Below are 25384 nucleotides of genomic sequence, written 5' to 3'. Positions count from 1 at the left end.
TGTATGCGATCGTATGTACTTCGGCGCCCTCCGTCCAGCGGATGTCCGTCTGGCGACGGGATCCGCTGGCGGGGGCTGAGCGGCTATCAGACGCGGCGGGCGGCGAGCGCGTCGCGGATGGCCGTGGCGGAGGCCGCGGAGCTGCCGATGCGCCAGTCCGCCTCCTTGTCCATGTCGAACCAGACGAAGGCGACCACGTCGGGCTGGGCCTGCAGGAACGCGACGAGGTCGGTGTCCCACGCGGCCTTGGATCCGCCCACCTCGGACGACGCGGTCTCGGCGATGATGATGGGCTTGCCCGCCGCCACGGCACGCAGCCGCTCGAGGCCGAAGCCGAAGAGGTCGGACGGCGAGACCCAGGCGCGGCCGGCGACGCCGGTGCCCCAGTTGTAGCCGTCGAGCCCGACGACGTCGACGTACGCGGCGCCCGGGTAGAGGCCGGCGAGCGGGGTGGATCCGGTGTACGGCACGTTCGGGGTCCAGACCCAGCGCACGTTGGTGGCGCCCTGGGCGACGACGACGTCGTGCACGTGCTTCCACGCGGCGACGTAGGAGCCCGGCGCGTTGCCGTTGACCCCCTCGGCCCACGGGTACCAGTCGCCGTTCATCTCGTGCGCGTAGCGGAGGGAGACGGGGCCGCCCCAGGCGGCCAGCTGGGTGCCCCACTCGCGGAGGTAGGCGTCGTGGTCGCCCGCGAGGATGCTCGCGTTCGAGAAGCCGGGCTGGTTCACGCCGGCCCCGGCCTTCCACGGCTCCCACGTGAGGAGGCTCTCGGCGCCGCGTGCGCGGACCTGGTCGAGGGCGGCGATGGGCGGCGCCTGCGTGAAGTCGGCGTAGGAGAGCACGATGCTCGGGTCCTCGCCGACCTGCGCGGCGACCTGGTCGAGCTCGCCGCCGGCGGTGGGACCGCCGGGGGTCGCGACGCCGAAGCGGAGCCGGGCGTCGGAGACGGTGGGGGCGGCGCTGACGGCGGTCGGCGCGGTGCTCGCGGCGCCGCTGCTGGCGGCGTTGGCGGGGGATGCTGCGGTGAGGATCCCGGCGGTGAGGGCGGCACCCAGGAGGAGGGTGGTCGCGAGGCGGATGGGGCGGTGGTGGTGCTGCATTGTGTCCAATTTTCTGCGGATGTCCGCTCCCTGGAAGCTATCCGACGCTCCTCGGGCTGGACCGCCCGATGTCCGCTCACGGCCGGACGGTCAGGGGATGGTCGGGTCCGCTCGCGTCCGCGCATCCGTCCGCCCGTGCGCCCGTGATCTGCCGAGCGGCGACGCGCTCAGCCCTCGGCGACGGGGAGGTGCGCCGGCTGCTCGTCGCCGGGGTCGCGCGCGAAGGCGATGGACTCCTCGATCAGGCTGACCACCACGTCGACCTCCGCCTCGTCGCGCGGGCCGTAGACGAGGAACTCGGTGCCGTAGTCCTCGTACTGGTGCGGCGTCGCCCAGCCGAGCGCGGTCAGCTCGGTGCCGCGGGGGACCGGGAGGCAGAGGTGCAGGGACGTGTCGTCGACGCCGTGCAGGTGCACGGGCTCGAGGCGGCCCTCCGGCGCGAGCGACGCCCAGGGGACGATCGGCTCGGCGAGGTCCTCGAGGAAGAGGCCGCGCGACGTGGCGGGGGACACCTGGCTGTGGCTCTCGCGCACCCCGGGCAGCGCGAACGCGCGCGCGACGAGACGGCCCCAGAGCTCCGGTGTCGCGCGGTCGGTGAGCTGCCGCTGCGGGCCCTCGTCGGAGAGGGTCGGGCGCGGGCCGCGGCGTGGGGTGGAGATCACCCGTCGAACGTATCGGCGTGGCTAGGGTGCCGGAAACCCCCGGACGACGGAGACGCGATGAGCTACGACGAGTACGAGCACGCCTTCGATGAGGCGCCGCGCGCCGGTGTCCGCAGGTCGCGCGCGCCGTGGGCGGGACGGCGGGAGCCGCGCGAGCGGAAGGCGCCGGGCTGGGGCGACCGGGTCGCGGTGGTGATCCTCTTGGGCGTCGAGGGGATCGTCGCGTGCGGGGCGTACCTGCAGGTCCTCCTCAGCGGCATGTTCTTCGACCGATGCGCGGACCCGTCTCTCACCTGCGACTACGCGCTCGGGGACGTGGTGATGACGGTGGCGCGCGCCGCGGTGGCTGTCGTCGTGATCCTGTCGGTGGTCGCCGTCGTCCTCCGGAGCGTGCGGCGGCGGTCGGCGTGGTGGGTGCCGCTCGCCGGGTGCGTCGCCCTGGTCGCCGTGACGTACGGCACCGGAGGCCTCATGGATCTCGCGGCGACGTGAGCCGAGCCCGCCGCCGTGGGAGCGTGGGACGCATCCGACCCGAGGAGCCCGCATGACCACGTACCCGTACGAGTCGCAGTGGGGCGACCTCGCCTGCAACGCGCCCCTCATCGAGCGCGGCGAGAGCCCGGCCGGGTTCTTCGACTGGCGCACCGAGGGCTATCCGTCGGAGGCCGAGTACCTCTTCTGGTCCGGGCACGTGTGCGGGCTGGCGGGGCTGCGGTCGGTGCTCAAGGCGTGGATCCCCGCGGCCGGCGCGCTCGGCATGCACGAGCTGATCACGCGCGCCGTCGCCCGCGCCGCCCTCACGCGTGACGGCGACGACGTCGGCGGGCTGTACTACCGGCCGTTCGCGGAGTGGGTGCGCGACGACTTCGGGATCGAGGCGCTCGTGCACCCGCGGATCGACGTGCCCGAGCTGCTCGCCGAGGTGGGCGAGGGGCGGGTGGTGCTCGCGTCGGTGTCGTCGGAGATCCGCTACCCGGAGCGGCCGGCGACCCGGCGCGGCGGGCACCTCGTGCTGGTGCACGCGTTCGACGGGGAGACAGCGACGTTCCACAACCCGTCGGGCGTGGGATCCACGGCGGCGGACGCGCGGCTCGGGGTGGCGGACTTCGCGCGGTTCTCGGCCGAGCGCGGGGTGACGCTGGTGCGGCCGGGCTGAGCGGACGCGACTCGCGGATCGCCCGCGCCGCAAGACCCTTCCGCGGCGGACGCCGGACCGCTACCGTCGCGCACACCCGCCGATGCGCGGGCCCGACTCCGACGGAGGACACCATGAGCCAGCAGCAGACCATGCAGCGCCCGAGCCTCGCCGGGCCGGAGCCGATCCGGCCGCCGTACGACGCCCGGCTCGCGATGATCCTGCTCGTGACCGAGGGGGTGCTCGCGTTCGCGGGCCTCATCGCGATGGTGGTCGCGAGCTGGATCCCGGACCGCTGCGGCACGCCCGGCTGCGACTACCCCCTCGGCGTGCTGGCTTCGCGGCTCTGGGTCGCGGGCACGATCGGCGTCCTCGTCCTCTCCATCGTCGCGACGGTCGTCTGCCGCACGCGCCGCGTGAACGCGTGGTGGGCGCCGGCGACGGGCATCGTGCTGATCGTCGGCATCAACGTGGCGGCGCAGATCATGACGGGTATCGCGACGACGCCCTGACGGATGCCCGACGGACGAGACGAGCCCGGCCCCGCGTGATGCGGGGCCGGGCTCGTGTCGTGCGTGCAGGGTGCGGATCAGCCGCGGCTCACGGCCAGCTGTCCTCCAGCTCGTGCGTGATGACGAGCTCGCGGATCTCGCAGCCGCGCGGCTGGCCGAGGATGAACATCACGCTGTCGGCGACGGCGGCCGGGTCGTTGAGGTTCGCGTCGGAGCCGGGCTTGTACTTCGGGTCGCGGTCGTCGAAGAAGTGGGTCTTCATGCCGGAGGGGATCAGCGTGGTGACGCCGACCTCGCCCTTCGTCTCGGCAGCCAGCGCGCGCGTGAAGCCGAGCACGCCGAACTTCGAGGCACAGTAGGCGGTCGCGTCGGAGACGGCCTTGATGGCGAGCGACGACGCGACGGTGACGACGCGGCCGTGCGACTCGGTGAGGAACGGCAGCGCCGCGCGGACGACGGCGACCGTGCCCATGAGGTTCACGCCGATGACCTTCTCCCACTCGGTGGGCGCCACGTCGACGAGGCGGCCGCAGCGGTCGATGCCCGCGGCGGTGACCACGGCATCCAGCCCGCCGTGCGCCTGGGCGATCTCGGTGACGAGCGCCTCGGTGGCGCGGGTGTCGGAGACGTCGATGCGGTGCGCCTCCATGCCGGTGACGCTCGACGTGTCGAGGTCGAGCACGATGGGCTCGCCGCCGGCCGCGAGCACCGCCTGCGCGACCGCGGCGCCGAGCCCGGACGCGCCTCCGGTGATGAGGACGCGGCCGGTGCTGGGGCGGGGGGAGTCGGTCATGGGTGTTCCTTCCGTGGTGCGGATCGCGCCCGTTCGGCGCGGGGGTGCGGGGGAGTCGTGCGGATCAGGGGGTCAGCGGATCAGGGCTCAGCCGACGCGGGCGAGCGCGCCCGCGAGCTTCGTGGTGGAGCGGCCGGGGTGGTACGGGACGGTGACGGCCTGGCCGCCCCACTCGGCGATGACCGCCGCCTCGGGGAGGTCCTCAGCGCGGTAGTCGCCGCCCTTGACCCAGAGGTCGGGTTTGATCGAGCGCAACGCCTCCTCGGGGGTGTCCTCGGAGAAGAGCACGACCGCGTCCACCACGCCGAGCGACATCAGCAGATCCACGCGGTCCTCCTCGGTCATGATCGGGCGCTCGGGGCCCTTGAGGCGGCGCACCGAGTCGTCCGAGTTGAGGAGCACGACCAGGCAGTCGCCGAGCGCGCGGGCCGCGGCGAGGGTGCGGGCGTGGCCGGCGTGCACGAGGTCGAAGCAGCCGCCGGTCGCGACGACGGTGCCGCCGGCGGCACGGGTCGCGCGCACGACCTGGAGGGCGCTCGCCGCGTGGCCGCCGATGGGGCGCGCGGCGGGCGGGCCCACGAGGGTGGCGACGCCGCCCGCGTCGACGTACTCGGCGGCGGAGGCGACGGCGTCGCGCACGGCGTCCTCCACCGCGGATCCGGCGGCCAGCGCCGCGAGGGCCGTGGCCGCCAGGCGGTCGCCCGCGCCGCACGGGTCGCCGGTCGCGACGAGCGGGGCGGGCACGACGACGGGCATGGATGCGCCCGCCGCACCCGACGCGGGAGCGGAGCCCGACGCGGGAGCCGACACGAGCAGGGCGCCGCGCTCGCTCATGGTGACGGCGACCGTGCCGACGCCCCACATCTCGCGGAGGATCCGGGCGGCGTCGGCGGCCGCCGACACGTCGCGCCCGGCTAGCCCGGAGAACGCGCGCGCCTCGGCCAGGTTCGGGGTGGCGAGCGCGGTGTTCGGGACGGGCGGCTCGCCCGCGGGGTGCGGATCCCACACGAGCGGCACCACGGCGGCGCGCGCGTCGAGGGCGGCGCGGAGGCGCGGGTCGCGCGTGACGCCGCGGCCGTAGTCGGCGACCACGATGGCATCGGCCGTGGCGATCGCGTCGAGCATCTCGTCGGTCGCCTCCGGCGTGGGTGGCGGCGCGCAGCCCTCGTCGATGCGGGCGATGGCGTGGCCGTCGGCGCGGACGCGGGTCTTCACGGGCGTGGGCGCGCCCGACGGGCCGGCGACCACCTCGATCCGATCGAGGCACGCGCGCAGCGTCTCCGCGCGGTGGTCGTCGGAGAGCACGGTGACGAGGCGCACGTCGTGGCCGTCGCGCGCGAGCATCGTGGCGACGAGGCCGGCGCCGCCCGCGCGGGGCAGCGACTCCTCCACCTCGATCACCGGCACGGGCGCGTCGGGGCTGAGCCGGTGCGCGGCGCCGGTCATGTCGACGTCGAGGAGCACGTCGCCGACCACGACGATCCTCATGCCGGCACCTCCGCGGGAGCGGCCGTGGTGGATGCGGGCGTGACCGTCACGGGGACGGCGGCGGAGACGGCGGCGGGGGCGGACGCGGGCGCGGCGGATCCCGGCGACGCGGGCGCCGCATCCGCGGTCGCCGACGCGCGCGCGGCCGCCCGGTCGTTCGCCTGCAGGCGGCTCTCGAACGCGCGGCAGATCGCGTGCACGGCCACCAGCTGCGCCTCCTGCACGTTGGCCGAGGGGCCGTCGAGCGCGAGGGACTCGTCGCACGCCTCCACGAGCGGGTTCGGGCCCGGCCCGGTCATCGCCCAGGTGGTGGCGCCGGCGGCGCGCGCGGCGGCCGCCGCCTTCAGCAGGTTGACGCTGCGGCCGCTCGTCGAGAGGAGCACGACGATGTCGCCGGATCTCGCGTGCGCGTGCACCTGCCGGGCGAACACCTCGTCGAAGCCGTAGTCGTTGCCGATCGCGGTGACGGCCGACGACTCCGAGTGCAGCGCGATGGCGGAGAACGGGCGGCGGTCGCCGTCGAACCGGCCCACCAGCTCGCTCGTGAGGTGCTGGGCCTCGGCCGCGGATCCGCCGTTGCCGGCCGCGATGAGGCGCGCGCCGTGGCTGAGGCGGTCGGCCATCTCACTGCCCCACGCGGTGAGGCGCGGCGCGTGGGAGCGGAGCGCCTGGAGCACCGGGGCGAGCGCGTCGAGGTGGGCGTCGACCACGGTCGGGTCGGCGGGCAGCTCGTCAACGGCGGCGTCCTGGATCACGGCGCGGTACGCGTCCGCGGTGCGCGCGGCGACCGTCGCCCAGGAGTAGCCGTGCTCCATGCGGTCGCGGCCGGCGCGGCCGAGGGCGCGGCGGCGGGCGGGATCGGCGAGCAGCTCCCCGAGCGCGTCGGCGATGGCGGCGGGGTCGCGCGGCGGCACGAGGATCCCGGTCACGCCGTCCACGACGCTGTCGGTGAGCCCGCCCACGGACGACGCGACGACGGGCACGCCGGAGGCCATCGCCTCGAGCGGCACGATGCCGAACGGCTCGTACCAGGGCGCGCACACGACCACGTCGGCGGTGCGCATCACGGCGGGCATGTCGGCCTGGGAGACGCGGCCGTGCAGGCGCACGCGGTCGGCGACCCCGGCGGCGCGGGCGGCGTCCATCAGGCGGCGGGCCTCGGCGTCCTCGGTGGCGCTCGCGGCGTCGCCGGAGCCGCCGACGATCACGAGCTCGACGTCCCGGTGGCCGCGGTCGGCGAGGATCCCGAGGGCCGTGATCGCGAGGTCGACGCCCTTGCGCGGCACCAGGCGGCCGACGACCATGACGCGCATCGGGGCGTCGGCGGCTGCGGCGGCGTACGACCGCGGCGTGAAGTGCCCGATGTCGACGCCGCACGGGATGACGGTGATGCGGGCCGCGTCGACGCCCGCGCGCACGAGCTCCGCGGCCTCGTCGGAGCAGGTCGCGATGACGGCGTCGGCGCGGCGGCCGACGCCCGGCTCCAGGTGCGTGCGCTCGGCGGGGCTCGTGTCGTCGGCGCCGAGGTGGCGGCGCTTCACGGATCCGAGCGCGTGGAAGGTGTGCAGCACGGGCGGGGCCGCGGCGGCGCCCACCGGGGAGGACGCGAGGCGCGCGGCCGCGTCGAGGGCCGCGACCCCGGACATCCAGAAGTGGCTGTGCACCACGTCGGGCCTGTTGGTGCGCCAGTCGGCCAGCAGCCCGTCGGCGAGCTCGCCCATGTGGGGGAGGAGGTCGTCCTTGGGGACCGCGCGCGCGGGTCCGGCGTCGAGGTGCACGACCTCCACGCCGGGCGCGAACGCGACACGGGCGGGCAGCGCCTCGTCGTCACGGCGCGTGTAGACGGTGACGGTGTGGCCCTCGTCCGCGAGCGCCGCGGACAGCGCCGCGACGTGCACGTTCTGGCCGCCGGCGTCGACCCCGCCGAGGGTGGCCAGCGGGCTGGCGTGCTCCGAGATCATCGCGATCCTCATCGTGTCGTCCTCTCGTCGAGCGGGTGGTGCGGGTGGTGCGGGGGAGTCGGGGAGCCGGATGCGGCGGGCGCGCGGCGGGACCGGCGCGCGGCCGCGGCATCCACCGCGTCGTGCAGCACGGCGTCCATGTCGCGGAGGAAGCGGCCGAGCGAGTAGCGGGCGAGCGCGGCCTCCCGGGCGACGCGGCCGCGGCGGGCGGCCTCGCCGGGATCCGCGGCGAGCAGCCGGGCCGCGCGCACGAGGTCGGCCGGGTCGGACGAGATCGCGCCCGCGTCGGGCGGCACCGCGCGCGACGCCTCGGTCGCGTCGAGCACGAGCACGGGCACGCCCAAGTGCATCGCCTCGAGCAGCGACAGGCCGAGCGAGGTCCAGCGGTGCGGGTGCACGTAGGCGCGCAGCCGCGCGAGCTCGGGGTGCATGCGGGCCGTGGGGAGGTCGCCGCGGGGGACGAGGCGCTCGCCGAGGTCGGGGAACGCGCCGGGCAGCAGGTCCGTCCCCATCCCGAACACCTCGACGGGCGCGACCGCCGCGAACGCGGGCAGCAGGTCGGTGCCGGTGATGCGACCGCGGCGCACGGGCTCGTTGATCACCGCGCCGAACGATGCGACCTCGCCCGTGTAGAGCGCACCGGGGTCGGGCACGCCGTGCTCGACGACGGTCGTGGGCGCGGATCCGGTGTCCCACATGAGCGCGTTGAAGCGCGTGACGTGGATCACCGGGATGTCGTCGCGGTCGGCGAGCGCGTGCACGGTCTCGGTCGGGGCGCCGCGCGGGGTGTTGTGCTCGAGGAAGACGGCCGGCACGTCGGATCCGAGGCGGCGGCCGAGCAGGCGCTCCGCCTCCTCGATCTCGGCGACGCGCTGGAGGAGCACCAGGTCGACGTGCGTCTCGTGCAGGGACGACGGATCCACCTCGCGCGCGCTCGCGGGCCAGTCGCGTCCGCCGCGGCCGAGGCCCCAGCCGTCGCGCGCGGGCGTGGTCGGGAACAGGATCTCGTGGGATCCGCGCACGAACGAGTCGGTCCAGCCACCGTGGACGTGCCACATCAGGATCCTCATGCGGGCACCTCCGCGGTCGCGCGCGAGCCGGTGCCGCCCGTGCCGCCGGTGGTCGCGAGCAGGCGCTCGACCGCGTCGGCGACCTCCGCGGGCGAGACGCCGGCGAGGCACGGGTGGCCGGGCACGGGGCAGTCGCGCGCGCGGCTGAGCTTGCAGGGCGCGTCCTGGTCGCCGAGCAGGATCACGGGCACGCGGTACGGCGCCCAGCGGATCGGCGGCACGACGGGCGAGAACAGGCTCACGACCGGGAGGCCCACCGCGGCGGCGAGGTGCGCGGGCCCGGTGTTGCCGCTCACGAGCACGGCCGCGCGGCGCATCAGCGCGCCGAGGCCGGCGAGGTCAGTGCGGCCGCCGAGATCGAGGGCGGCGGATCCGGCGACGTGCGCCGTGAGGTCCCGCTCGTCGGGGCCGCCGGTGACGACCACGGGGATCCCGCGCGCGACGAGGAGCGCGACCGCGTCCCGGTGCTGGTCGGCCGGGTAGGAGCGCGCGCCGACCGCGGCGCCCGGGTGCACGAGCGCGAACGGGCCGTCGGGGAGGAGCGCGGCCACGTCATCCGGCAGCGCGGCGTCGAGCACGGCGAGACGGCCGTCGTCGTCGGCCGGCAGCGCGTGCCCGCCCGCGGCGGCGATCGCGAGGGCGCGCTCGGGCTCGGGCTGGTCCTCGTCGAGGTCCTCGCCGGGCTTCAGGCGCACGTCGAGGAGGGAGCCGGCGTAGTCGACGCTGGCGCCCGTGATCCGCCGCACGCCCGCCAGGCGCAGCAGCAGCGCGAGCGGGAGCGGCGACTGGTGGAAGGACGTGAGGATGACGGCCTCGTCCGCGTGGACCTCGGCGAGGATCGCGTGCAGGGCGTCGACGGACGCGGCGTCGGCGGCGGGCGCGGGGGAGGAGATCCACGGGGAGTCCCACACGTGCACCGCGTGCACGCCGGGCAGCAGCCGGCCGGCGGACGCGCCGCGCGGACCGCAGAGCAGGTGGACCTCGACGCGCGGGTCGGCGGCGACCGCGCGCACCGCGGGCCCCGAGATCAGCACGTCGCCCACGGAGTCGAGCCGCACGACGAGCACCCGGCGGGGCGCGGGGTCGTGGATCAGCAGGTGCACCGCGTCGAGGATCGTCGGCGCCACCAGCTCCGCCTCGGCCACCTCCTCCTCGCGCGTGACGGGCGTCGGCACGAGCACGCCGCGCGCGCCGGCGTTCCGGGCGGCGCCCATGTCGGCGGCGATGTCGCCCACGACCGCGACGGTCGACGGATCCACGCCCCACGTCCGGCAGGCCTCGAGCACCATGCCGGGCTGCGGCTTCCGGCAGTCGCAGCCGTCGTCGGATCCGTGCGGGCACAGCAGCACGAGGTCGAACGCGCCGAGCAGCTCCTGCACGCGCGCGTTCACGGCGTCGGCCTGCGCGCGGGTGATGAGGCCGCGCGCGATCCCGGACTGGTTGGTGACCATGCCGACGCGGAGGCCCGCCGCGCGCACGGCGTCGATCGCCTCGCGGGCGCCGGGCATGAGGGTGACGAGCGCCGGATCCCCGTTGTACGGCACATCGACGACGAGGGTCCCGTCCCGGTCGAACAGGACGGCCTCGAGGTGGTTCCCGGGCGAGCGCATGGTCGGCCCGTACCCGACTGCTCCTCGACCCAAACCCGCCGCGGAGCACTTCTCCTCCGACGGACAGGACCCGCCAGCGCGGCGAGGAGCAGCGCCCCCGCGCGAGGAGCAGCAGCGCCCACGGACGGGGGCGCGGGGATGGGGGCGCGGAGCGGACGCGGTCGCCGGGCGCGGCGCCGCGCGTCGGCACGGCCCGACCGCGGGCGCCGCGGATCAGCGCGCGGGCGCCCCCGCGATCCACCGCGACCGCGCCAGCAGCATCGGCATGAGCGGCGCGACGAGCAGCGCGCCCAGCCCGCCGACCGCCATGTCGCCGATCGTGTCCGTGTAGCCCGTGAGGATCGCCGGGTCGAGCCACGTCTGCCCCGCCCACTCGCCGAGCTCCCACAGCGCCGAGAGCGCGAGGCCCACCGTGAGGCTGAGGAACCCGAGGGGCAGCGGCCGCCGGTCGACCACCACGCCCGCGCGGTCGGCGAGCAGGATCACGAGCGCGGCGAGGGCCGCCGTCGTGACGAGGTGCGCGGGGATGTCCCACCACGGCAGCCGCTCGTAGAGGTCGAGCCGGTTGCTCGCGGCGGAGACGAGCGTAGTGATCCCGATCGCGAGGTCCAGCCCGGGCCGCGCCCCGAGACCCCGCGGCGCCACGAGCCCGAGCAGCGCGAGCGCGAACATCGCGGAGGTGACGCCCGTCCACGCGAACACCGAGAAGAGGAACGTGAGCAGCCCGATCACGCGGACGACGTCGGCGAGCACCGCCGTGATCCCGCGCGGCGGCTGCAGGAAGGTGAGCCCGGCCAGCCCGGCGAAGGCCGCGACGTCCTCGGGCGGGGCCGGTGCGTCCGGCGGGGTCGGATCCGTCAGCACCGCACCACCGCCTGCAGTGCCTCGTGATCGCTCGGCGCGCGGCCGCCGACGCGCGTGGTGTTGATGCCGACCCGCTCGACCTCGACGTCGGGCGTCACGAGCATCCAGTCGATCCGGCGTGTGGTGCGCTTCGGCGCCTTGTAGTTGGACCAGGTGCCCCACTCGGGCGTGAGGCGCTCGCGCGCGGCGGGCCACGCGTCGACGAGCGCGCCGGACTCCACGAGCAGCCGGTGCGGCGCGGTGTCGACGCCCGCGTTGGTGTCGCCGGAGACGATCGTGGGGACCTGCACCTCGGCGACGATCTCGAGCATCATCCGCGCGGACTCCTCGCGCGAGCGGCGCGACAGGTGGTCGAAGTGCGTGTTCACGTGCCGGAGGGGCAGGCCCGTCGCGCGGTCGGTGAAGTCGGCGACCACGGCGATCCGCGGCACCATGTTGCCCCAGCTGCGGGACCCGGCGACCGCGGGCGTGTCCGACAGCGCGACCTGCCGCCAGCTCGTGAGCTCGAGGCGGCGCGTGTCGTAGAAGGTGGGGCAGCCCTCGCCGTGGCCGTCGGCGTTGCGGCCGTGCCCGATCCGTCGGTAGTGCCGCCCGAGCGCGTGCGACAGCGCGCGGCCCTGCGTGGGCATCGCCTCCTGCGTGCCGAGGAGCGCCGGCTGCTCGCGCTGGAGGAGCTCGGCCAGGAGCGGCTCGCGGTCAGCCCAGCGGTCGGGGCTGCCCGGCCGGTAGCGGCGGAACAGGCGCCGGATGTTGTACGTCATCACGTGCAGTGCGGGGGCCTCGACCGGGCCGATCAGCGCCCGCCCGTCCGTGAGGGTGCCGTCGGCGCTCGGGATCATGCCTCCATCGTCCCCCAGCCCGGCGGCGGCGTCCGCGGCTGGCGGGGAACCGTCACCGGCGCGGGCGCCGTCAGTGCCCGTGCCGGTGGTGGCTGTCCGGGTAGTGCTCGTGCGTGTGGGTGATCGGGTCGTGCGTGTGCTCGTGGCGGTGCCGCGTGCCCGCCGCCACGGGTTCGGCGTGGTCGTGCTCGTGGTGCGCGTCGTGCGTGTGCCAGTGGTCGTGCGTCACGGCCTCGTGGGTGTGCTCGTGCTCGTGGCGCTCGGTGAGGTGCAGCACGATGCCGACGGCCATGAGGATCCCGGCGGCGGCCAGCGGCCACGTCACGGGCTCGCCGAGCGCGATCGCGAGGAGCGCGCCGAAGAACGGCGCGACCGAGTAGTAGGCGCCGGCCCGCGCCGTGCCCACGTGCCGGAGCGCGACGATGAACAGCACGAGGCTCACCCCGTAGGCGAGGAACCCGACGGACATGGCCGCCGCGACGGCGCCCGGAGCCGGCAGCTGCGCGCCCACGAGGAACGCGAGCGCGAGGTTCACGGGTCCGGCGACGCCGCCCTTCACCGCGGCCAGCCACGTGGCGTCGGCGAGCGCCACCTTCCGGGTGAGGTTATTGTCGATGCCCCAGGAGAGGCACGCGCCGAGGATCGCGAGGGCGGGCCACGGGCTGCCGAGCTCGACGCCCTGCGGCACGGTGATCAGCACGGCGCCCGCGACGATCGCGAGCATGCCGAGCACGATCCGCCGGTCGGCGTTCTCGCGGAACACGACCCAGGCGAGCACCGCCGTCGCGACGCCCTCCGCGTTGAGGAGCAGCGAGGCGCCCGAGGCGGGCATGCCCACGAGGCCGACGAGCAGGAGCAGGGGGCCGAGGATCCCGCCGAAGAGGATCGCGCCGGCGAGCGGGAGGCGCTCGCCGCGGGCGAGGCGCACGCGCGGCGACCGGCGGATCACGCGGATCAGCCCCAGCCCGATGCCGGAGCCCGTGTAGAGGAGGCCCGCGAGCAGCCACGGGCTCACCGAGTCGAGGAGCAGCTTCGCCGCCGGGGTGCCCGCGCCGAAGAGCACCGCGGAGAGCAGCGCCGCCTGGACGCCGCGGCTAGCGAGCGCCGTCCGCACGCGCGGACTCCTCGTGGTGGTGGGCGCCCGATCCGTCGAGCTGGTGCTCGGCCTGGAAGATCGCGTCGGTCACGAGCTGGCGCGCGTGCTCGTCGACGAGCCGGTAGAACACGCGCGTGCCCTCCTGCCGCGTCGCGACGACGCGCGACAGCCGCAGCTTGGCGAGGTGCTGCGAGACCGCGGCGGGCGACTTGCCCACGCGCTCGGCGAGGTCGTTGACGGGCAGCTCGCCGTCGCGGAGGGCGAGCACGATCCGCACGCGCGTGGCGTCGGCGAGCATCGCGAACACCTCGACCGCGAGCTCGACGTGCTGGCTATCGGGGTGGCGGCCGCACCTGCTATCTGCATCCATGCGCAGATTCTTGCACATGGATCCGGATCGCGCGTCGCGTCATCGCCCGGTCGGCGCAGGTGCGTCCCTGCGGATCAGGCGCAGCAGCCGCCCCCGTCGGATCCGCTGCCGAGGTCGGTCGAGCACACGCCGGTCTCGGGCAGCACGAGCTGCAGGCGGCGGGCGGCGTCGTGGCGGCCGGCGAGCTCGTCGGCGATGGAGCGGACCTGCTCGTAGCCGGTGGCGAGCAGGAACGTGGGTGCGCGGCCGTAGCTCTTCATGCCGGCGATGAAGAACCCGGGCTCGGGGTGCGCGAGCTCCGCGACACCGTGGGCCGGGACGCTGCCGCAGGAGTGCAGGTTCGGGTCGATCAGCGGGGCCAGCAGGCGCGGCGCCTCGACGATCTCGTCCAGCGAGAGCCGGATCTCGCGCAGCATGCCGAGGTCCGGGCGGAACCCGGTGGCGTTGACGACGACGTCGGCCTCGATCTGGTGCAGCTCGTCCCGGCGCCGCCCGACGAGCGCGACCCGGCCGTCCTCGGCGGACGCCACCCGGTCGATCTCGAACCGGTCGACGAGGGTGATCATGCCCTGGCGGACGAGGTCGTGGACGACCCCGCCGAGGGCACCGCGCTCGGGCAGCTCGTCCCCGGCGGACCCGTAGACGCGGACGGGCGTCGTGGAGCGGATGGCCCAGGTGATGCTGGTGCCGGGCTCCTCGCGGGCGAGGGCGGCGAGCGCGACGAGGGTGCTCGCGGCCGAGTGGCCCGCGCCGACGACGACCACGTGCTGGCCCGCGAACCGCGCCCGATCCGCGCCGCGGACGTCGGGCAGGGCGTGACTGATCTTGTCGGCGACCTCGGCGGGGACCGCGGGTGTGAGCCCATCGGAGGTGAGGGGGTTCGGGGAGGAGTAGGTGCCGGAGGTGTCGATGACGGCCCGGGCGAGGACGTCCTCGGTCCCCGCGGCCGACTCGAGGCGGAGGAGGAACGGGGCGGATCCGCGCCGGGCGGAGCGGGTGCGGTCCATGCCCTGCCGGGTCACCGCCCGCACCCGTGCGCCGTAGCGGATCCGCGGGGCGAGCTCCGGCGTCGCGGCCAGCGGGGCGAGGTAGGCGTCGACGAGGTCGTGCCCGGTCGGCAGGCGCTTCGCCGCGGGCGCGTCCCATCCGGCGGCGTCGAGGAGCCGCGCGGCGGCGTCGTCGACGAGGAACTCCCACGGGGAGAACAGGCGCGTGTGGCCCCACCGCCGGACGGCGGCACCCGCGGTGTCGCCCGCTTCGTAGACGGTGACGTCGATGCCGCGCTCGAGCAGCTGCGCGGCCGCGGCGAGCCCGACGGGGCCGGCGCCGATGATCGCGACGGGCAGGCCGGCGAGGCGCCGCTCGTCGGTGCGGGGCGGGACGGTCAGCGTCATCGACATGCGGGGCTCCTCGGAGGTGGTGGGTGGATCAGCGGGTGGCGGGCAGGAGCTCGGCGAGGAGCTGCCGCACGCGGTCCTTGATGTCGTCGCGGATGGGACGGACCTCGTCGAGGGCCTTGCCCTTGGGGTCGGTGAGCTCCCAGTCCTCGTACCGCTTGCCGGGGAAGACCGGGCACACGTCGCCGCAGCCCATGGTGATGACGACGTCGGAGTCCTTCACCTGCTCGGTGGTCATGAGCTGCGGGACGGCCTGGGAGATGTCGATGCCCTCCTCGGCCATGGCCTGGATCGCGACGGGGTTGATCTGGTCGCCGGGCTCGGAGCCGCCGGAGCGGACCTGGACGGCGCCGCCGGAGAGCTCGCGCATGTACCCGGCGGCCATCTGCGAGCGGCCGGCGTTGTGGATGCAGACGAACAGGACGGTGGGGGCGGTGGCGGTGGCGGTGTCGGTCATCGGGGTCTCCTCGGCGGATGGGGTGGACGTCAGGCTCGGTCGGCGACCGGGTCGAGCGCAGGGACGGCTTGGGCCGCATCGGGGGCGCGTCCTGGGAACAGCCGCGGGCGCAGCCACAGGGCGGCGTAGACGAGCGCGAGCAGCGCCGGCACCTCGATCAGCGGGCCGACGATCCCGGCGAGGGCCTGCCCGGAGGTCGCGCCGAAGGTCCCGATCGCCACCGCGATGGCGAGCTCGAAGTTGTTGCCCGCGGCGGTGAAGGCGAGGGTCGTGGTGCGCTCGTAGCCGAGGCCCACGGCCTTCCCGAGCAGGAACCCGGCGAGGAACGTGACGGCGAAGTAGATGACCAGCGGGATCGCGATGCGGACCACGTCGAGCGGACGGCCGATGACCTGCTGCCCCTGGAGCGCGAAGAGCATGACGATCGTGAACAGCAGCCCGTAGAGGGCGAACGGGCCGACCTTCGGCAGGAACCGGTCCTCGTACCAGGTGCGTCCCTTGGTGCGTTCGCCGATGCGGCGGGAGAGGTATCCGGCCAGGAGCGGGATCCCGAGGAACACGAGCACGGATGCGGTGATGGCCCAGAACGAGAACCCCGCGCTCGTGGTCGGAAGCCCCAGCCAGGACGGCAGGAGCTGGAGGTAGAACCAGCCGAGCGCGCCGAATGCGAGCACCTGGAAGACGCTGTTGACCGCGACGAGGAACGCCGCCGCCTCCCGGTCGCCGCACGCGAGGTCGTTCCAGATCAGCACCATCGCGATGCAGCGCGCGAGGCCCACGATGATGAGCCCGGTGCGGTATTCGGGCAGGTCCGGGAGCAGCAACCAGGCGAGCGCGAACATCAGCGCGGGGCCGACGATCCAGTTCATGGCGAGCGAGGAGATCAGCAAGCGCCGGTCGCCCGCGACGGCGCGGGCGTCCGAGTAGCGGACCTTCGCGAGCACCGGGTACATCATCACCAGCAGCCCGACCGCGATCGGCACGCTCACCGATCCGATGCTGGACGCGTGCAGCGCCTCGCCGACCACCGGTGCGAAGACAGCCAGCAGGAGGCCGGCGCCCATCGCGGCGAGGATCCACACCGGCAGCAGCCGGTCGGTGGTGCCGAGGCGGACGGGAGCGGGAGCAGCAGGAGGCATCGAGGGGTGTCGCGACTTCCGGTCGGCGGGTCATCGACGTGCGTCGATGACCTGAGCATGACGCAGCCCATCGACAGCTGTCAATGTGTGCGAGGATCGGGCGCATGGCCGTCCTCGACATGCTCCCCCTCACGGACGTGACCGCGTGCTGCGCGCCGCTCACGCGGGAGGTCATGAGCGCCGACGGTGCGGACAAGCTCGCCCGCTCGCTGCGTGCGATCGCGGACCCCGCCCGGCTCCGCCTCATCTCGATGGTGGCCGCGCACGACGGCCAGGAGGCCTGCGTGTGCGACCTCACCGAGCCGCTCGGCCTCGGGCAGTCGACGGTCTCGCACCACCTCAAGGTGCTCGTCGACGCCGGGATCCTCAGCCGCGACAAGCGCGGCAGCTGGGCGTACTACCGCCTCGTGCCGGGCGCGCTCGACGCACTCGCCGGGCTGCTCCGCACCGTCTGAGCCCGGCCGAGGAGCGCTGCGCGGTCGCCCTCAGGCGTCCGCGGATCCGGCCCCGTCGCCCCGCGCCTCCGCCGGCAGCCGCCGCCCGCGCACGGCGAGGATCGTCCCGCCCACGACCGCCGAGATCAGCGAGCCCACGAGCACGCCGACCTTCACCACGTCGTCCTGCGCGCTGCCCGTGCCGTAGGCGAGCTCGCCCACGAGGAGCGAGACCGTGAAGCCGATGCCCGCGACGAAGGAGAGGCCCACGACGTCGGGCCAGCGGAGCGTCGGGTCGAGGCGGATGCCCGGCAGGCGCGTCACGAGCAGCGACGCGCCCGTGATCCCCGCGGCCTTGCCCACGACGAGCGCCACGACGATCCCGATGGCGACGCTGTCGGACAGCGACTCCCGCAGCCCGTCGAGCCCGCCGACCGCGACCCCGGCGGAGAGGAACGCGAAGACCGGCACCGCGACGCCGGAGGAGACCGGCGACCAGCGCTCGGCGAAGTGGTGCGTGAGGGCGTGCCGCTCCTCGTGCCCGTCGGCGTCCCGGTGCGTGACGCCGGCGCGGGCGGTCGCGACGGCGGGCACCAGGATCCCGAGGACGACGCCGGCGATGGTCGCGTGGATCCCCGACGCGTGCACGAGCGCCCACGCCGCGACGCCCAGCGGGATGAGCACGTACCAGGCCCGCACGCCGCGGCGCACGAGGATCCCGAACGCGGCGAGCGGAACGAGCGCCAGCAGCAGCGGCACGAACGCGATGCCCGCCGTGTAGAAGACGGCGATGATCGTGATCGCCAGCAGGTCGTCGACCACCGCGAGAGTGAGCAGGAACGTCCGGAGCGCGGGCGGCAGCCGCTTGCCGACCACCGCGACCACGGCGACCGCGAACGCGATGTCGGTCGCGGCGGGGATCGCCCAGCCCTGCAGGGCCTCGGATCCGGCGCTGAGGTTGATCAGCGTGAAGATCGCCGCGGGCACGATCACGCCGCCCACCGCCGCCGCGATCGGCAGGGTCGCGACGCGCGGATCCCGCAAGGACCCCGCCACGAACTCCTGCTTGAGCTCGAGGCCGACGACGAAGAAGAAGATCGCGAGCAGCCCGTCGGCGGCCCACGTGCCGACGCTGAGGTGGAGGTGCAGCGCCTCGGGGCCGAACTCGAATCCGCGGACGCGCTCGTAGAGGTCGGCGGCCGGGCTGTTCGCCACGACGAGGGCGAGCACGGTCGCGATGAGCAGGAGGATCCCGCCGGTCGTGTCGCCGCTGAGGAACCGGGCGAGCCGGGCACCGCGGCCGGGCGCGGCGGGCGCGTGCGGAGGGGTGGGCAGGGGTTCAGAGGAGGTCATGTGCGTCTTCCGTCGACGAGCGCGAGCAGGGCGTCTCCGCTCCGGCGCCGTGATCGACGGGAGCGGCCTACTCGGCTGGCGGCGGGCAGCCGGCGATCTCGCCGTGCGCGTTGCTGCCCCAAAGGCTCATCCACCCGTTCGTGCCCGAGGTGCGCTTGGTCAGCAGCAGCCGCTTCGGGTACGCCTGGCGGCCGACGCGGGTGCGTCGGGTCGCGGCGGAGAGGAGGTGGGGCACGGATCCAGCGTAACCGGCGGGCGAGTGGCTGCCCCGTGGGGGATCGGTGGCGGCACGGTGTCAAGCGGCTCTCGCGGCTCTGCCTGTCCCCTGCAGGGACGGATGCGATGCATGGACCGCATCCGTCCCTGCGCGCCACGCGTCAGAACCAGAGGTCGATGGTGAAGTCGAAGCGATCTCCGGCCTGCGCCTGCAGCTCCTTCAGGAGGCGGAAACCCTCGCGTTGGAACCAACGACGCCGCTCCTCGGACCCGAACAAACCCGTTTCCTCGTCGGCATGCTGTCGGAAGAACGTCGCCCAGTCGACCAACCGCTGCTTCAGCTCCGGCGTGACCACCTCGTCCCACGCCACAGGCGGCCCGACGCCGATGCCATCATTCAGTGGCCATTTCTGCCCGTAGTCGACGGAGAGTCGGAGGGGGCGTCGACGTGCATCTGTGCTCTTCTCAGTCACGGACGCCTGCGCAATCCGGGACGATGGTCGGATACGAGGTGATGACCTTCCGAGTGTTCGCAGACACGATGACCGTCGGGTTGTAGACGCTCAGAAGCGCACCATCCTCATCGTGGATCTCGATGGACGTCGAGTAGCACAGCTTGCTGTCGCCTTCCGGTTCCGGATCGTCAGCACGAATGGATTGATCGGTCATGAACATCATGAGATCGTCCCAGTTCCCGCCTCCTCCGGCGCTGTCCACGATGGCTTGCCAGTCCCCTTGGTGACGATCGCGGATGTGGTTGTAGCCGCTCACCCACATGTCGTCATCGTCCTTGTCCCCACAGAACATGTCGAGATGCCCTGCCGTCACATCCCACGACTGGACACTGACATCACCGAATCCGGCGTTGCACAGCGCGATGGTGGTCGCGCTCAGCTTCTCGTCTCCGAGGCCTGGCGGCGTGCCCGTACTGGCACGCGTCGCTGCCTGGGCCCCGGACACAGGGCCGATCATCGCGGCCGTGACCATCGCCGCCGCCAGGATCTTCTGATGCATCTTCATGTTCCCGCTCCTCACGAGGATCATGCGGAAGTGCGCACCAGGGCTCGTCGCCCGGGGCGCATCCGCCCTATGTGCTGAATGACGACAAGCCAACTCAGAGCGCGGTGCTCCCGCCGGTCTGATACACAGGCAAGCGGCACGCGGAAGTCGCAGGCGGCGGAGCTCCCTCTGAGGGCGGTCGCAGGTCGATGGGGCACCACCCGTCGGGGCGTGCCCGTCAGTGCCCGGCGCCGAGGTTCCCGGCGAGGCGGCCGTGCATCGCGGCGGAGGAGTCGTTCATGCCGGTGATCTCCGCGCGCTTGCCGTGGCGCTCGTACTTCGTGGTGATCGCGTCGAGCGCGGCGACCGTGGAGGCGTCCCACACGTGCGAGCCCGACATGTCGATGACCACGCGCGCGGGGTCGGCGGCGTAGTCGAACTGCGTCGTGAGGTCGTTGCTGGAGGCGAAGAACAGCTCGCCGATCACGGCGTAGTGCGCGGTCTCCGTGCCATCTTCGTCCGTCCGGAGCGTGCGCTCCACGGTCGCGAAGTGCGCGACGCGGCGGGCGAACACGATCATCGCGGCGATGACGCCGACGATGACGCCGATGGCGAGGTTGTCGGTGATCACGACGATCACGACGGTGAGCACCATCACGAGCGTCTCGCCCACGGGCATGCGGCGCAGCGTCGAGGGCCGGATGCTGTGCCAGTCGAACGTGCCGACCGAGACCATGATCATGACCGCCACGAGCGCGGCCATCGGGATGATCGCGACGACGTCGCCGAGGCCCACCACGAGGATCAGCAGGAACACGCCCGCGAGGAACGTGGAGATGCGGGTGCGGGCGCCGGACGCCTTCACGTTGATCATCGTCTGGCCGATCATCGCGCAGCCGCCCATGCCGCCGAAGAGGCCCGAGAGGATGTTCGCGCCGCCCTGGCCGAGCGTCTCGCGGGTCTTGCGCGACGGGGTGTCGGTGATGTCGTCGACGAGCTTGGCGGTCATCAGCGACTCGAGGATCCCCACGAGCGCGACGGCGAGCGCGTACGGCGCGATGATCCGCAGCGTCTCGAGCGTGAGCGGCACGTCCGGGATGAAGAGGGTCGGCAGGCTGTCGGGCAGCGCGCCTTCGTCGCCGACGGTCGGGACGGCGAGCGCGGTGGCGACCGTCGCGACGGTGACCACGATGATCGCGACGAGCGGCGCGGGCACGGCCTTCGTGAAGCGCGGCATCACGACCATGATCACGATGCCCACCGCGACCAGCGGGTACACGAGCCACGGCACGCCCACGAGGTTCGGGATCTGCGCGGAGAAGATGAGGATGGCCAGCGCGTTGACGAACCCGACCATCACGCTGCGCGGCACGAAGCGCATGAGCTTCGCGACGCCGAGGAGGCCGAGGACGATCTGGAAGAGCCCGCCGAGGATGACGGTGGCGATGAGGTAGTCGAGCCCGTGGTCGCGCACGAGCGGCGCGACGACGAGCGCGACGGCGCCGGTGGCCGCGGTGATCATGGCGGGCCGGCCGCCGAGGAACGCGATGGCGACGGCCATCACGAACGACGAGAACAGGCCGACGCGCGGATCCACCCCCGCGATGATCGAGAAGGAGATGGCCTCGGGGATCAGCGCGAGCGCGACGACGAGGCCGGCGAGCACCTCGCGGCTGAGGAGGCGCGGGTTCCTCAGCGCCTCGAGGACGGTCGGGCTGCCGTGGCGCACCGCGGGCGTGCGGACGGCGGGGGCGGGGGCTGCGGGCATGACGACTCCGGGGCGGTGGCGGGTGCAGGGGGCGGGAGGGCGCCGGCGGCCCGGAGGCGGACGCGGTGGCGTCCCGGTGCGGCAGGCGGGGGCGGCGCCGACGATCGGTCGGGCCGCGTCCCTATCGTAACGTGAGGGTAGGGTCCGCCGCCGCGATCGGCCGCGATCGGCCGCGATCGGCCGCGATCGGCCGCGATCGGCCGCGATCGGTCGGCGATCGGTCCGCGCCGGTCAGTGTCCGGCGCCGAGGTTCCCGGCGAGGCGCGCGTGCATGGCGGTGGAGGCGGCGTTCATCCCGACGATCTCCGCTTCCTTGCCGTGCTGGTGGTACTTCGTGGTGATCGCGTCCAGCGCCGCGACGGTGGAGGCGTCCCAGACGTGGGATCCGCTCATGTCGATGAGCACGCGCTCCGGGTCGCCCGCGTAGTCGAACTGCGTCGTGAGGTCGTTGCTCGAGGCGAAGAACAGCTCCCCGACGACCTCGTAGTGCACGGTCTCGTGTCCGGTGGAGTCGACGCTGATGCGCCGGTCGACCGTGGCGAAGTGCGCCACCCGGCGGGCGAACACGATCATCGCGACGACCACGCCCGCGACCACGCCGATGGCGAGGTTGTGGGTGGCCACGACGATCACGACGGTGAGCACCATGACCGCGGTCTCGCCGAGCGGCATGCGCTTCAGCGTCGACGGTCGGATGCTGTGCCAGTCGAAGGTGCCGACCGAGACGATGATCATCACCGACACGAGCGCGGCCATGGGGATGATCGCGACGATGTCACCGAGGCCGACCACGAGCACGAGCACGAAGATCCCGGCGAGGAAGGTCGAGATGCGGGTGCGCGCGCCCGAGGCCTTCACGTTGATGAGCGTCTGGCCGATCATCGCGCAGCCGCCCATCCCGCCGAAGAACCCGGAGAGCACGTTCGCGGCGCCCTGGCCCCAGGCCTCGCGGGTCTTGTGGCTGGGGGAGTCGGTGATGTCGTCGACGAGCTTCGCGGTCATCAGCGACTCGAGGATCCCGACCACGGCCATCGCGGCCGCGTACGGCGCGATGATGCGGAGGGTCTCGAACGTGAGCGGCACATCGGGGAGGAACAGCGACGGGAGGCTGCGGGGGAGCTCGCCCTCGTCGCCGACGCGCGGCACGCCGATGCCCATCACGACCACGGCGGCGGTCAGCAGCACGATCGCGACCAGCGGCGCCGGGACGGCCTTCGTCAGCCGCGGCAGGAACACGATGATCGCGAGCCCCACCGCGACCAGCGGGTACACCGCCCACGGCACGCCGATGAGCTGCGGCAGCTGCGACGTGAAGATGAGGATGGCGAGCGCGTTCACGAAGCCGACCATCACCGAACGCGGGATGAAGCGCATGAGCCTCGCGACGCCGATCACCGCGAAGAGCACCTGGAACACGCCGCCGAGGATCACGGTGGCGATGAGGTAGTCGAGCCCGTGGTCGCGGGCGACCGGCGCGATGACGAGCGCGATGGCGCCCGTGGCCGCGGTGATCATGGCGGGGCGCCCGCCGAGGAACGCGATGGAGACGGCCATCACGAACGAGGAGAAGAGGCCGACGCGCGGATCCACGCCCGCGATGATCGAGAACGAGATGGCCTCGGGGATGAGCGCGAGCGCGACGACGAGGCCCGCGAGGACCTCGCGGCTGAGCATGCGCGGGTCCTTCAGCGCCTGGAGGACGGTCGGGCCGGACGGCGGTCGGTGGCGGACCGGTGCGGTGGTGCGGGTCGGGGTGCGGGTGGGCATGGTGGTGCTCCGTTCTGTCGCGGGCGTCGCGCCCGCTCTGGTGAGGATCGGGGCGCGTCGTCGCGCGGTGCTGCGGCTGCCGCGCGGGGCGTCAGCGGGAGCGGAGGGGATCGGAGGGGATCGGAGCGGGGCTCCGGAACCCTACCCTAACGTGAGGGTAGAGTTGGTGTCACGTCGGATCGGGACCGGGCTCGACGCGACGGCCGCGCCGCCCCCGCACGGGCACCCGGTCGGGGCGGCGCGGTACAGTGCTGTCGACGGGCTCGGCACGATCGGCCCGGGGACGCGCTCGTCGCGGCGCATCGCGCACCGACCCGCACGACCGCGAGACGGGCCCTGGGCCTCGATCGATCCCGTCCCACCGCGCCCGCTCCGGCACCACCGCCGGTCCGCGTGCGGCGCATGCGCTCGTCGTCCGCGATCCGGTGCGGCACCACCCCGCACGACCAGATGGACGCCCGGCATCGCCGCTGAGTCCAGCATCATCCGCGTGGCGCGCATCGCGCGTCCGCCCCCTGACATCACCTGCACGACACACCAGCACGACACCACCAGAAAGGCACCATGCCTCCCACCACCGCGCACTCCCTCGACCTCGCCAAGCCCGGGCGCCTGCCCCGCGGCGGCATGCGGATCACCCCGCTCGGCGGCCTCGGCGACGTCGGCCGCAACATGACGATCTTCGAGCAGGACGGCGAGCTGCTCGTCGTCGACTGCGGCGTGCTCTTCCCCGAGGAGACGCAGCCCGGCATCGACGTGATCCTCCCCGACTTCAGCGCCCTCCGCGGCCGTCTCGACAAGATCAAGGGCATCGTGCTCACGCACGGCCACGAGGACCACATCGGCGGCGTCCCGTACCTCCTCAAGGAGCGCCCGGACATCCCGATCATCGGCTCCCGCCTCACGCTCGCGTTCATCACCGCGAAGCTCGAGGAGCACAAGATCAAGCCCGTCACGCGCGAGGTGAAGGAGGGCGACCGCATCGACGCCGGCGTCTTCGACCTCGAGTTCATCGCCGTGAACCACTCCATCCCGGACGGCCTCGCCGTCGCGATCCGCACGCAGGCCGGCCTGATCCTGCACACGGGCGACTTCAAGATGGACCAGTTCCCGCTCGACCGCCGCCTCACCGACCTGGGCGCGTTCGCGCGCCTCGGCGAGGAGGGCGTCGACCTGTTCCTCACCGACTCCACCAACGCGGAGGTCCCCGGCTTCACGACCGCCGAGCAGGACATCGCGCCGGCCATCGAGCAGGTGTTCCGCAAGGCGCCCAAGCGCATCGTCGTCTCCAGCTTCGCGAGCCACGTGCACCGCATCCAGCAGGTGCTCGACGCCGCCGACACGCACGGCCGCAAGGTCGCGTTCGTGGGCCGCTCGATGGTGCGCAACATGAAGATCGCCGCCGACCTCGGGTACCTCAAGGTGCCGAAGGGGCTCATCGTCGACCTCAAGCAGCTCGAGAAGATGCCCGACGCGAAGGTCGTGCTCGTCTGCACCGGCTCGCAGGGCGAGCCGATGGCCGCGCTCAGCCGCATGGCGCGCCGCGAGCACATCATCGAGGTGGGCGAGGGCGACACGATCCTCCTCGCCAGCTCGCTCATCCCCGGCAACGAGAACGCCATCTACGGCGTGATCAACGGCCTCATCCGCTGGGGCGCCGACGTCGTGCACAAGGGCAACGCCAAGGTGCACGTCTCCGGCCACGCCAGCGCCGGCGAGCTCGTCTACTGCTACAACCTCGTCAAGCCGAAGGGCGTCCTGCCCGTGCACGGCGAGTGGCGCCACCTCGTCGCCAACGCCGCGCTCGCGGTGAAGACGGGCGTGCCCGAGAGCAACGTCCACATCATCGAGGACGGCGTGAGCGTCGACCTCGTCAAGGGCCGCGCCACCGTCTCCGGCCGGATCCCCGCGCCCTACGTCTTCGTCGACGGCGCCACCATCGGCGTCGCCACGGAGAAGGCCCTCGAGGACCGCCGCACGCTCGCCGAGGAGGGGCACATCACCGTGCTCGGGATCTTCGACGAGCCGAGCCAGAAGCTCCTCGACCCGGCCGAGTTCCTCACGCGCGGCTTCGTCGCGCACGACGGCTGGAAGAAGGAGGCGGAGGCCGCGGTCAGCAAGGCCCTCCAGGCCGCCGCCGGTCGCCGCCGCCTCGACGGCCCCGCCGCCGAGCGCGCGATGAGCGAGGGCCTGTCCCGCTGGCTGCAGCGCCAGCACCGTCGCCAGCCGGTCATCACGGCCGTGGTGGTCGACGCCGACTAGCTCGACACGCACCACCGGATCCCCCGGGATCCGACCCTCCGGCCGGCGGAGCGCTCAGGCGCCCGCCGGCCGCGGCATGCCCGGCGCCG

At 73.8% G+C, this 25384-nt stretch carries 25 protein-coding genes and 1 pseudogene; 5 read left to right on the top strand and 21 right to left on the bottom strand.

The annotated features are described in order from the left end of the window. Positions 1 to 86: 86 nt before the first annotated feature. Positions 87 to 1103 (bottom strand): glycoside hydrolase family 26 protein, encoded by a 1017-nt coding sequence (locus ACU4ZT_RS14290; protein ID WP_414748744.1) that lies wholly within the window; start codon positions 1101 to 1103, stop codon positions 87 to 89. A gap of 167 nt (positions 1104 to 1270) precedes the next feature. Then, a complete protein-coding gene (locus ACU4ZT_RS14285) occupies positions 1271 to 1765 on the bottom strand; it encodes a luciferase domain-containing protein (protein ID WP_445337411.1) in 495 nt (164 codons plus the stop codon). 57 nt (positions 1766 to 1822) lie between these two features. Here ACU4ZT_RS14285 and ACU4ZT_RS14280 point away from each other — a divergent pair, with 57 nt between their 5' ends. The 3 genes from ACU4ZT_RS14280 to ACU4ZT_RS14270 all read left to right on the top strand — a co-directional run bounded on the left by ACU4ZT_RS14280 (position 1823) and on the right by ACU4ZT_RS14270 (position 3412). Continuing rightward, positions 1823 to 2257 (top strand): DUF6264 family protein, encoded by a 435-nt coding sequence (locus ACU4ZT_RS14280; protein WP_445337410.1) that lies wholly within the window; start codon positions 1823 to 1825, stop codon positions 2255 to 2257. Positions 2258 to 2309: 52 nt separating this feature from the next. After that, positions 2310 to 2921 carry a hypothetical protein gene (locus ACU4ZT_RS14275; RefSeq protein WP_270981345.1) on the top strand — a complete coding sequence of 204 codons (612 nt, stop codon included), beginning with the start codon at positions 2310 to 2312 and terminating at the stop codon, positions 2919 to 2921. Between the two features lie 113 nt (positions 2922 to 3034). Continuing rightward, a complete protein-coding gene (locus tag ACU4ZT_RS14270) occupies positions 3035 to 3412 on the top strand; it encodes a hypothetical protein (RefSeq protein ID WP_414763953.1) in 378 nt (125 codons plus the stop codon). A gap of 88 nt (positions 3413 to 3500) precedes the next feature. Here the strand turns inward: ACU4ZT_RS14270 and ACU4ZT_RS14265 are convergent, their stop codons facing one another. The 13 genes and pseudogenes from ACU4ZT_RS14265 to arsB form a co-directional block, all read right to left on the bottom strand. Further along, on the bottom strand, positions 3501 to 4205 hold the full coding sequence (locus tag ACU4ZT_RS14265; RefSeq protein WP_043584090.1) for an SDR family oxidoreductase: 705 nt from the start codon (positions 4203 to 4205) through the stop codon (positions 3501 to 3503). 87 nt (positions 4206 to 4292) lie between these two features. Then, positions 4293 to 5693 (bottom strand): PfkB family carbohydrate kinase, encoded by a 1401-nt coding sequence (locus tag ACU4ZT_RS14260; protein WP_445337409.1) that lies wholly within the window; start codon positions 5691 to 5693, stop codon positions 4293 to 4295. After that, the gene (locus tag ACU4ZT_RS14255) at positions 5690 to 7666 is read right to left on the bottom strand and encodes a glycosyltransferase (RefSeq protein WP_445337408.1); all 1977 of its coding nucleotides are present in this window, start codon (positions 7664 to 7666) and stop codon (positions 5690 to 5692) included. The genes ACU4ZT_RS14260 and ACU4ZT_RS14255 overlap by 4 nt, the downstream gene beginning before the upstream one ends. Further along, positions 7663 to 8724: a glycosyltransferase gene (locus ACU4ZT_RS14250; protein WP_414763956.1), complete on the bottom strand. Its 1062-nt coding sequence runs from the start codon at positions 8722 to 8724 to the stop codon at positions 7663 to 7665. Before ACU4ZT_RS14250 ends, ACU4ZT_RS14255 begins: the two co-directional genes overlap by 4 nt. Further along, entirely contained in the window at positions 8721 to 9815 is a 1095-nt protein-coding gene (locus ACU4ZT_RS14245; protein WP_445338665.1) for a glycosyltransferase family 9 protein, read from the bottom strand. The genes ACU4ZT_RS14250 and ACU4ZT_RS14245 overlap by 4 nt, the downstream gene beginning before the upstream one ends. A gap of 27 nt (positions 9816 to 9842) precedes the next feature. Next, a pseudogene (locus ACU4ZT_RS14240) lies at positions 9843 to 10334 on the bottom strand (D-glycero-alpha-D-manno-heptose-1,7-bisphosphate 7-phosphatase); the annotation flags it as partial. A 213-nt stretch (positions 10335 to 10547) separates the two neighbouring features. Further along, positions 10548 to 11198, bottom strand: coding sequence for a DUF2238 domain-containing protein (locus ACU4ZT_RS14235; RefSeq protein ID WP_414763957.1), 651 nt, complete (start codon positions 11196 to 11198; stop codon positions 10548 to 10550). Beyond that, entirely contained in the window at positions 11192 to 12037 is an 846-nt protein-coding gene (locus tag ACU4ZT_RS14230; RefSeq protein WP_445337407.1) for an endonuclease/exonuclease/phosphatase family protein, read from the bottom strand. Before ACU4ZT_RS14230 ends, ACU4ZT_RS14235 begins: the two co-directional genes overlap by 7 nt. Positions 12038 to 12107: 70 nt before the next feature. Then, positions 12108 to 13151, bottom strand: coding sequence for a DMT family transporter (locus ACU4ZT_RS14225; RefSeq protein ID WP_445337406.1), 1044 nt, complete (start codon positions 13149 to 13151; stop codon positions 12108 to 12110). Next, positions 13132 to 13503 carry an ArsR/SmtB family transcription factor gene (locus ACU4ZT_RS14220; protein WP_094127602.1) on the bottom strand — a complete coding sequence of 124 codons (372 nt, stop codon included), beginning with the start codon at positions 13501 to 13503 and terminating at the stop codon, positions 13132 to 13134. The genes ACU4ZT_RS14225 and ACU4ZT_RS14220 overlap by 20 nt, the downstream gene beginning before the upstream one ends. A gap of 74 nt (positions 13504 to 13577) precedes the next feature. Further along, on the bottom strand, positions 13578 to 14903 hold the full coding sequence (locus ACU4ZT_RS14215; RefSeq protein ID WP_445337405.1) for an FAD-dependent oxidoreductase: 1326 nt from the start codon (positions 14901 to 14903) through the stop codon (positions 13578 to 13580). A 28-nt stretch (positions 14904 to 14931) separates the two neighbouring features. Then, positions 14932 to 15357 carry an arsenate reductase ArsC gene (locus ACU4ZT_RS14210; RefSeq protein ID WP_063071610.1) on the bottom strand — a complete coding sequence of 142 codons (426 nt, stop codon included), beginning with the start codon at positions 15355 to 15357 and terminating at the stop codon, positions 14932 to 14934. 29 nt (positions 15358 to 15386) lie between these two features. Continuing rightward, complete coding sequence (gene arsB, locus ACU4ZT_RS14205) at positions 15387 to 16496, bottom strand: ACR3 family arsenite efflux transporter (RefSeq protein WP_445337404.1); 1110 nt, start codon at positions 16494 to 16496, stop codon at positions 15387 to 15389. Positions 16497 to 16600: 104 nt separating this feature from the next. Between arsB and ACU4ZT_RS14200 the strand changes: the two genes are divergently transcribed. Then, positions 16601 to 16951: an ArsR/SmtB family transcription factor gene (locus ACU4ZT_RS14200; RefSeq protein ID WP_063071612.1), complete on the top strand. Its 351-nt coding sequence runs from the start codon at positions 16601 to 16603 to the stop codon at positions 16949 to 16951. A gap of 30 nt (positions 16952 to 16981) precedes the next feature. Here ACU4ZT_RS14200 and nhaA read toward each other — a convergent pair whose 3' ends face one another. From nhaA to ACU4ZT_RS14170, 6 genes are all read right to left on the bottom strand, one after another. Beyond that, positions 16982 to 18283, bottom strand: a complete 1302-nt coding sequence (gene nhaA, locus ACU4ZT_RS14195) for a Na+/H+ antiporter NhaA (protein WP_445337403.1) — start codon at positions 18281 to 18283, stop codon at positions 16982 to 16984. Positions 18284 to 18350: 67 nt separating this feature from the next. Beyond that, positions 18351 to 18518 (bottom strand): hypothetical protein, encoded by a 168-nt coding sequence (locus ACU4ZT_RS14190; RefSeq protein WP_445337402.1) that lies wholly within the window; start codon positions 18516 to 18518, stop codon positions 18351 to 18353. Positions 18519 to 18660: 142 nt separating this feature from the next. Next, positions 18661 to 18972, bottom strand: coding sequence for a hypothetical protein (locus tag ACU4ZT_RS14185; protein ID WP_131798120.1), 312 nt, complete (start codon positions 18970 to 18972; stop codon positions 18661 to 18663). After that, complete coding sequence (locus ACU4ZT_RS14180; protein WP_445337401.1) at positions 18965 to 19519, bottom strand: hypothetical protein; 555 nt, start codon at positions 19517 to 19519, stop codon at positions 18965 to 18967. The genes ACU4ZT_RS14185 and ACU4ZT_RS14180 overlap by 8 nt, the downstream gene beginning before the upstream one ends. Positions 19520 to 19736: 217 nt before the next feature. Further along, positions 19737 to 21266 carry a SulP family inorganic anion transporter gene (locus ACU4ZT_RS14175; protein WP_414748725.1) on the bottom strand — a complete coding sequence of 510 codons (1530 nt, stop codon included), beginning with the start codon at positions 21264 to 21266 and terminating at the stop codon, positions 19737 to 19739. A 231-nt stretch (positions 21267 to 21497) separates the two neighbouring features. Then, positions 21498 to 23033 carry a SulP family inorganic anion transporter gene (locus ACU4ZT_RS14170; RefSeq protein WP_414763963.1) on the bottom strand — a complete coding sequence of 512 codons (1536 nt, stop codon included), beginning with the start codon at positions 23031 to 23033 and terminating at the stop codon, positions 21498 to 21500. Positions 23034 to 23597: 564 nt separating this feature from the next. On the opposite strand from ACU4ZT_RS14170, the gene ACU4ZT_RS14165 reads away from it, so the two are divergent. Beyond that, positions 23598 to 25295 (top strand): ribonuclease J, encoded by a 1698-nt coding sequence (locus ACU4ZT_RS14165; protein ID WP_445337400.1) that lies wholly within the window; start codon positions 23598 to 23600, stop codon positions 25293 to 25295. Positions 25296 to 25384: the final 89 nt, after the last annotated feature.

The sequence above is a fragment of the Clavibacter davisi genome, from assembly GCF_052751415.1.
Note: the sequence above shows the minus strand (reverse complement) of the source record. Positions and strands in the feature narration are given on the sequence as shown.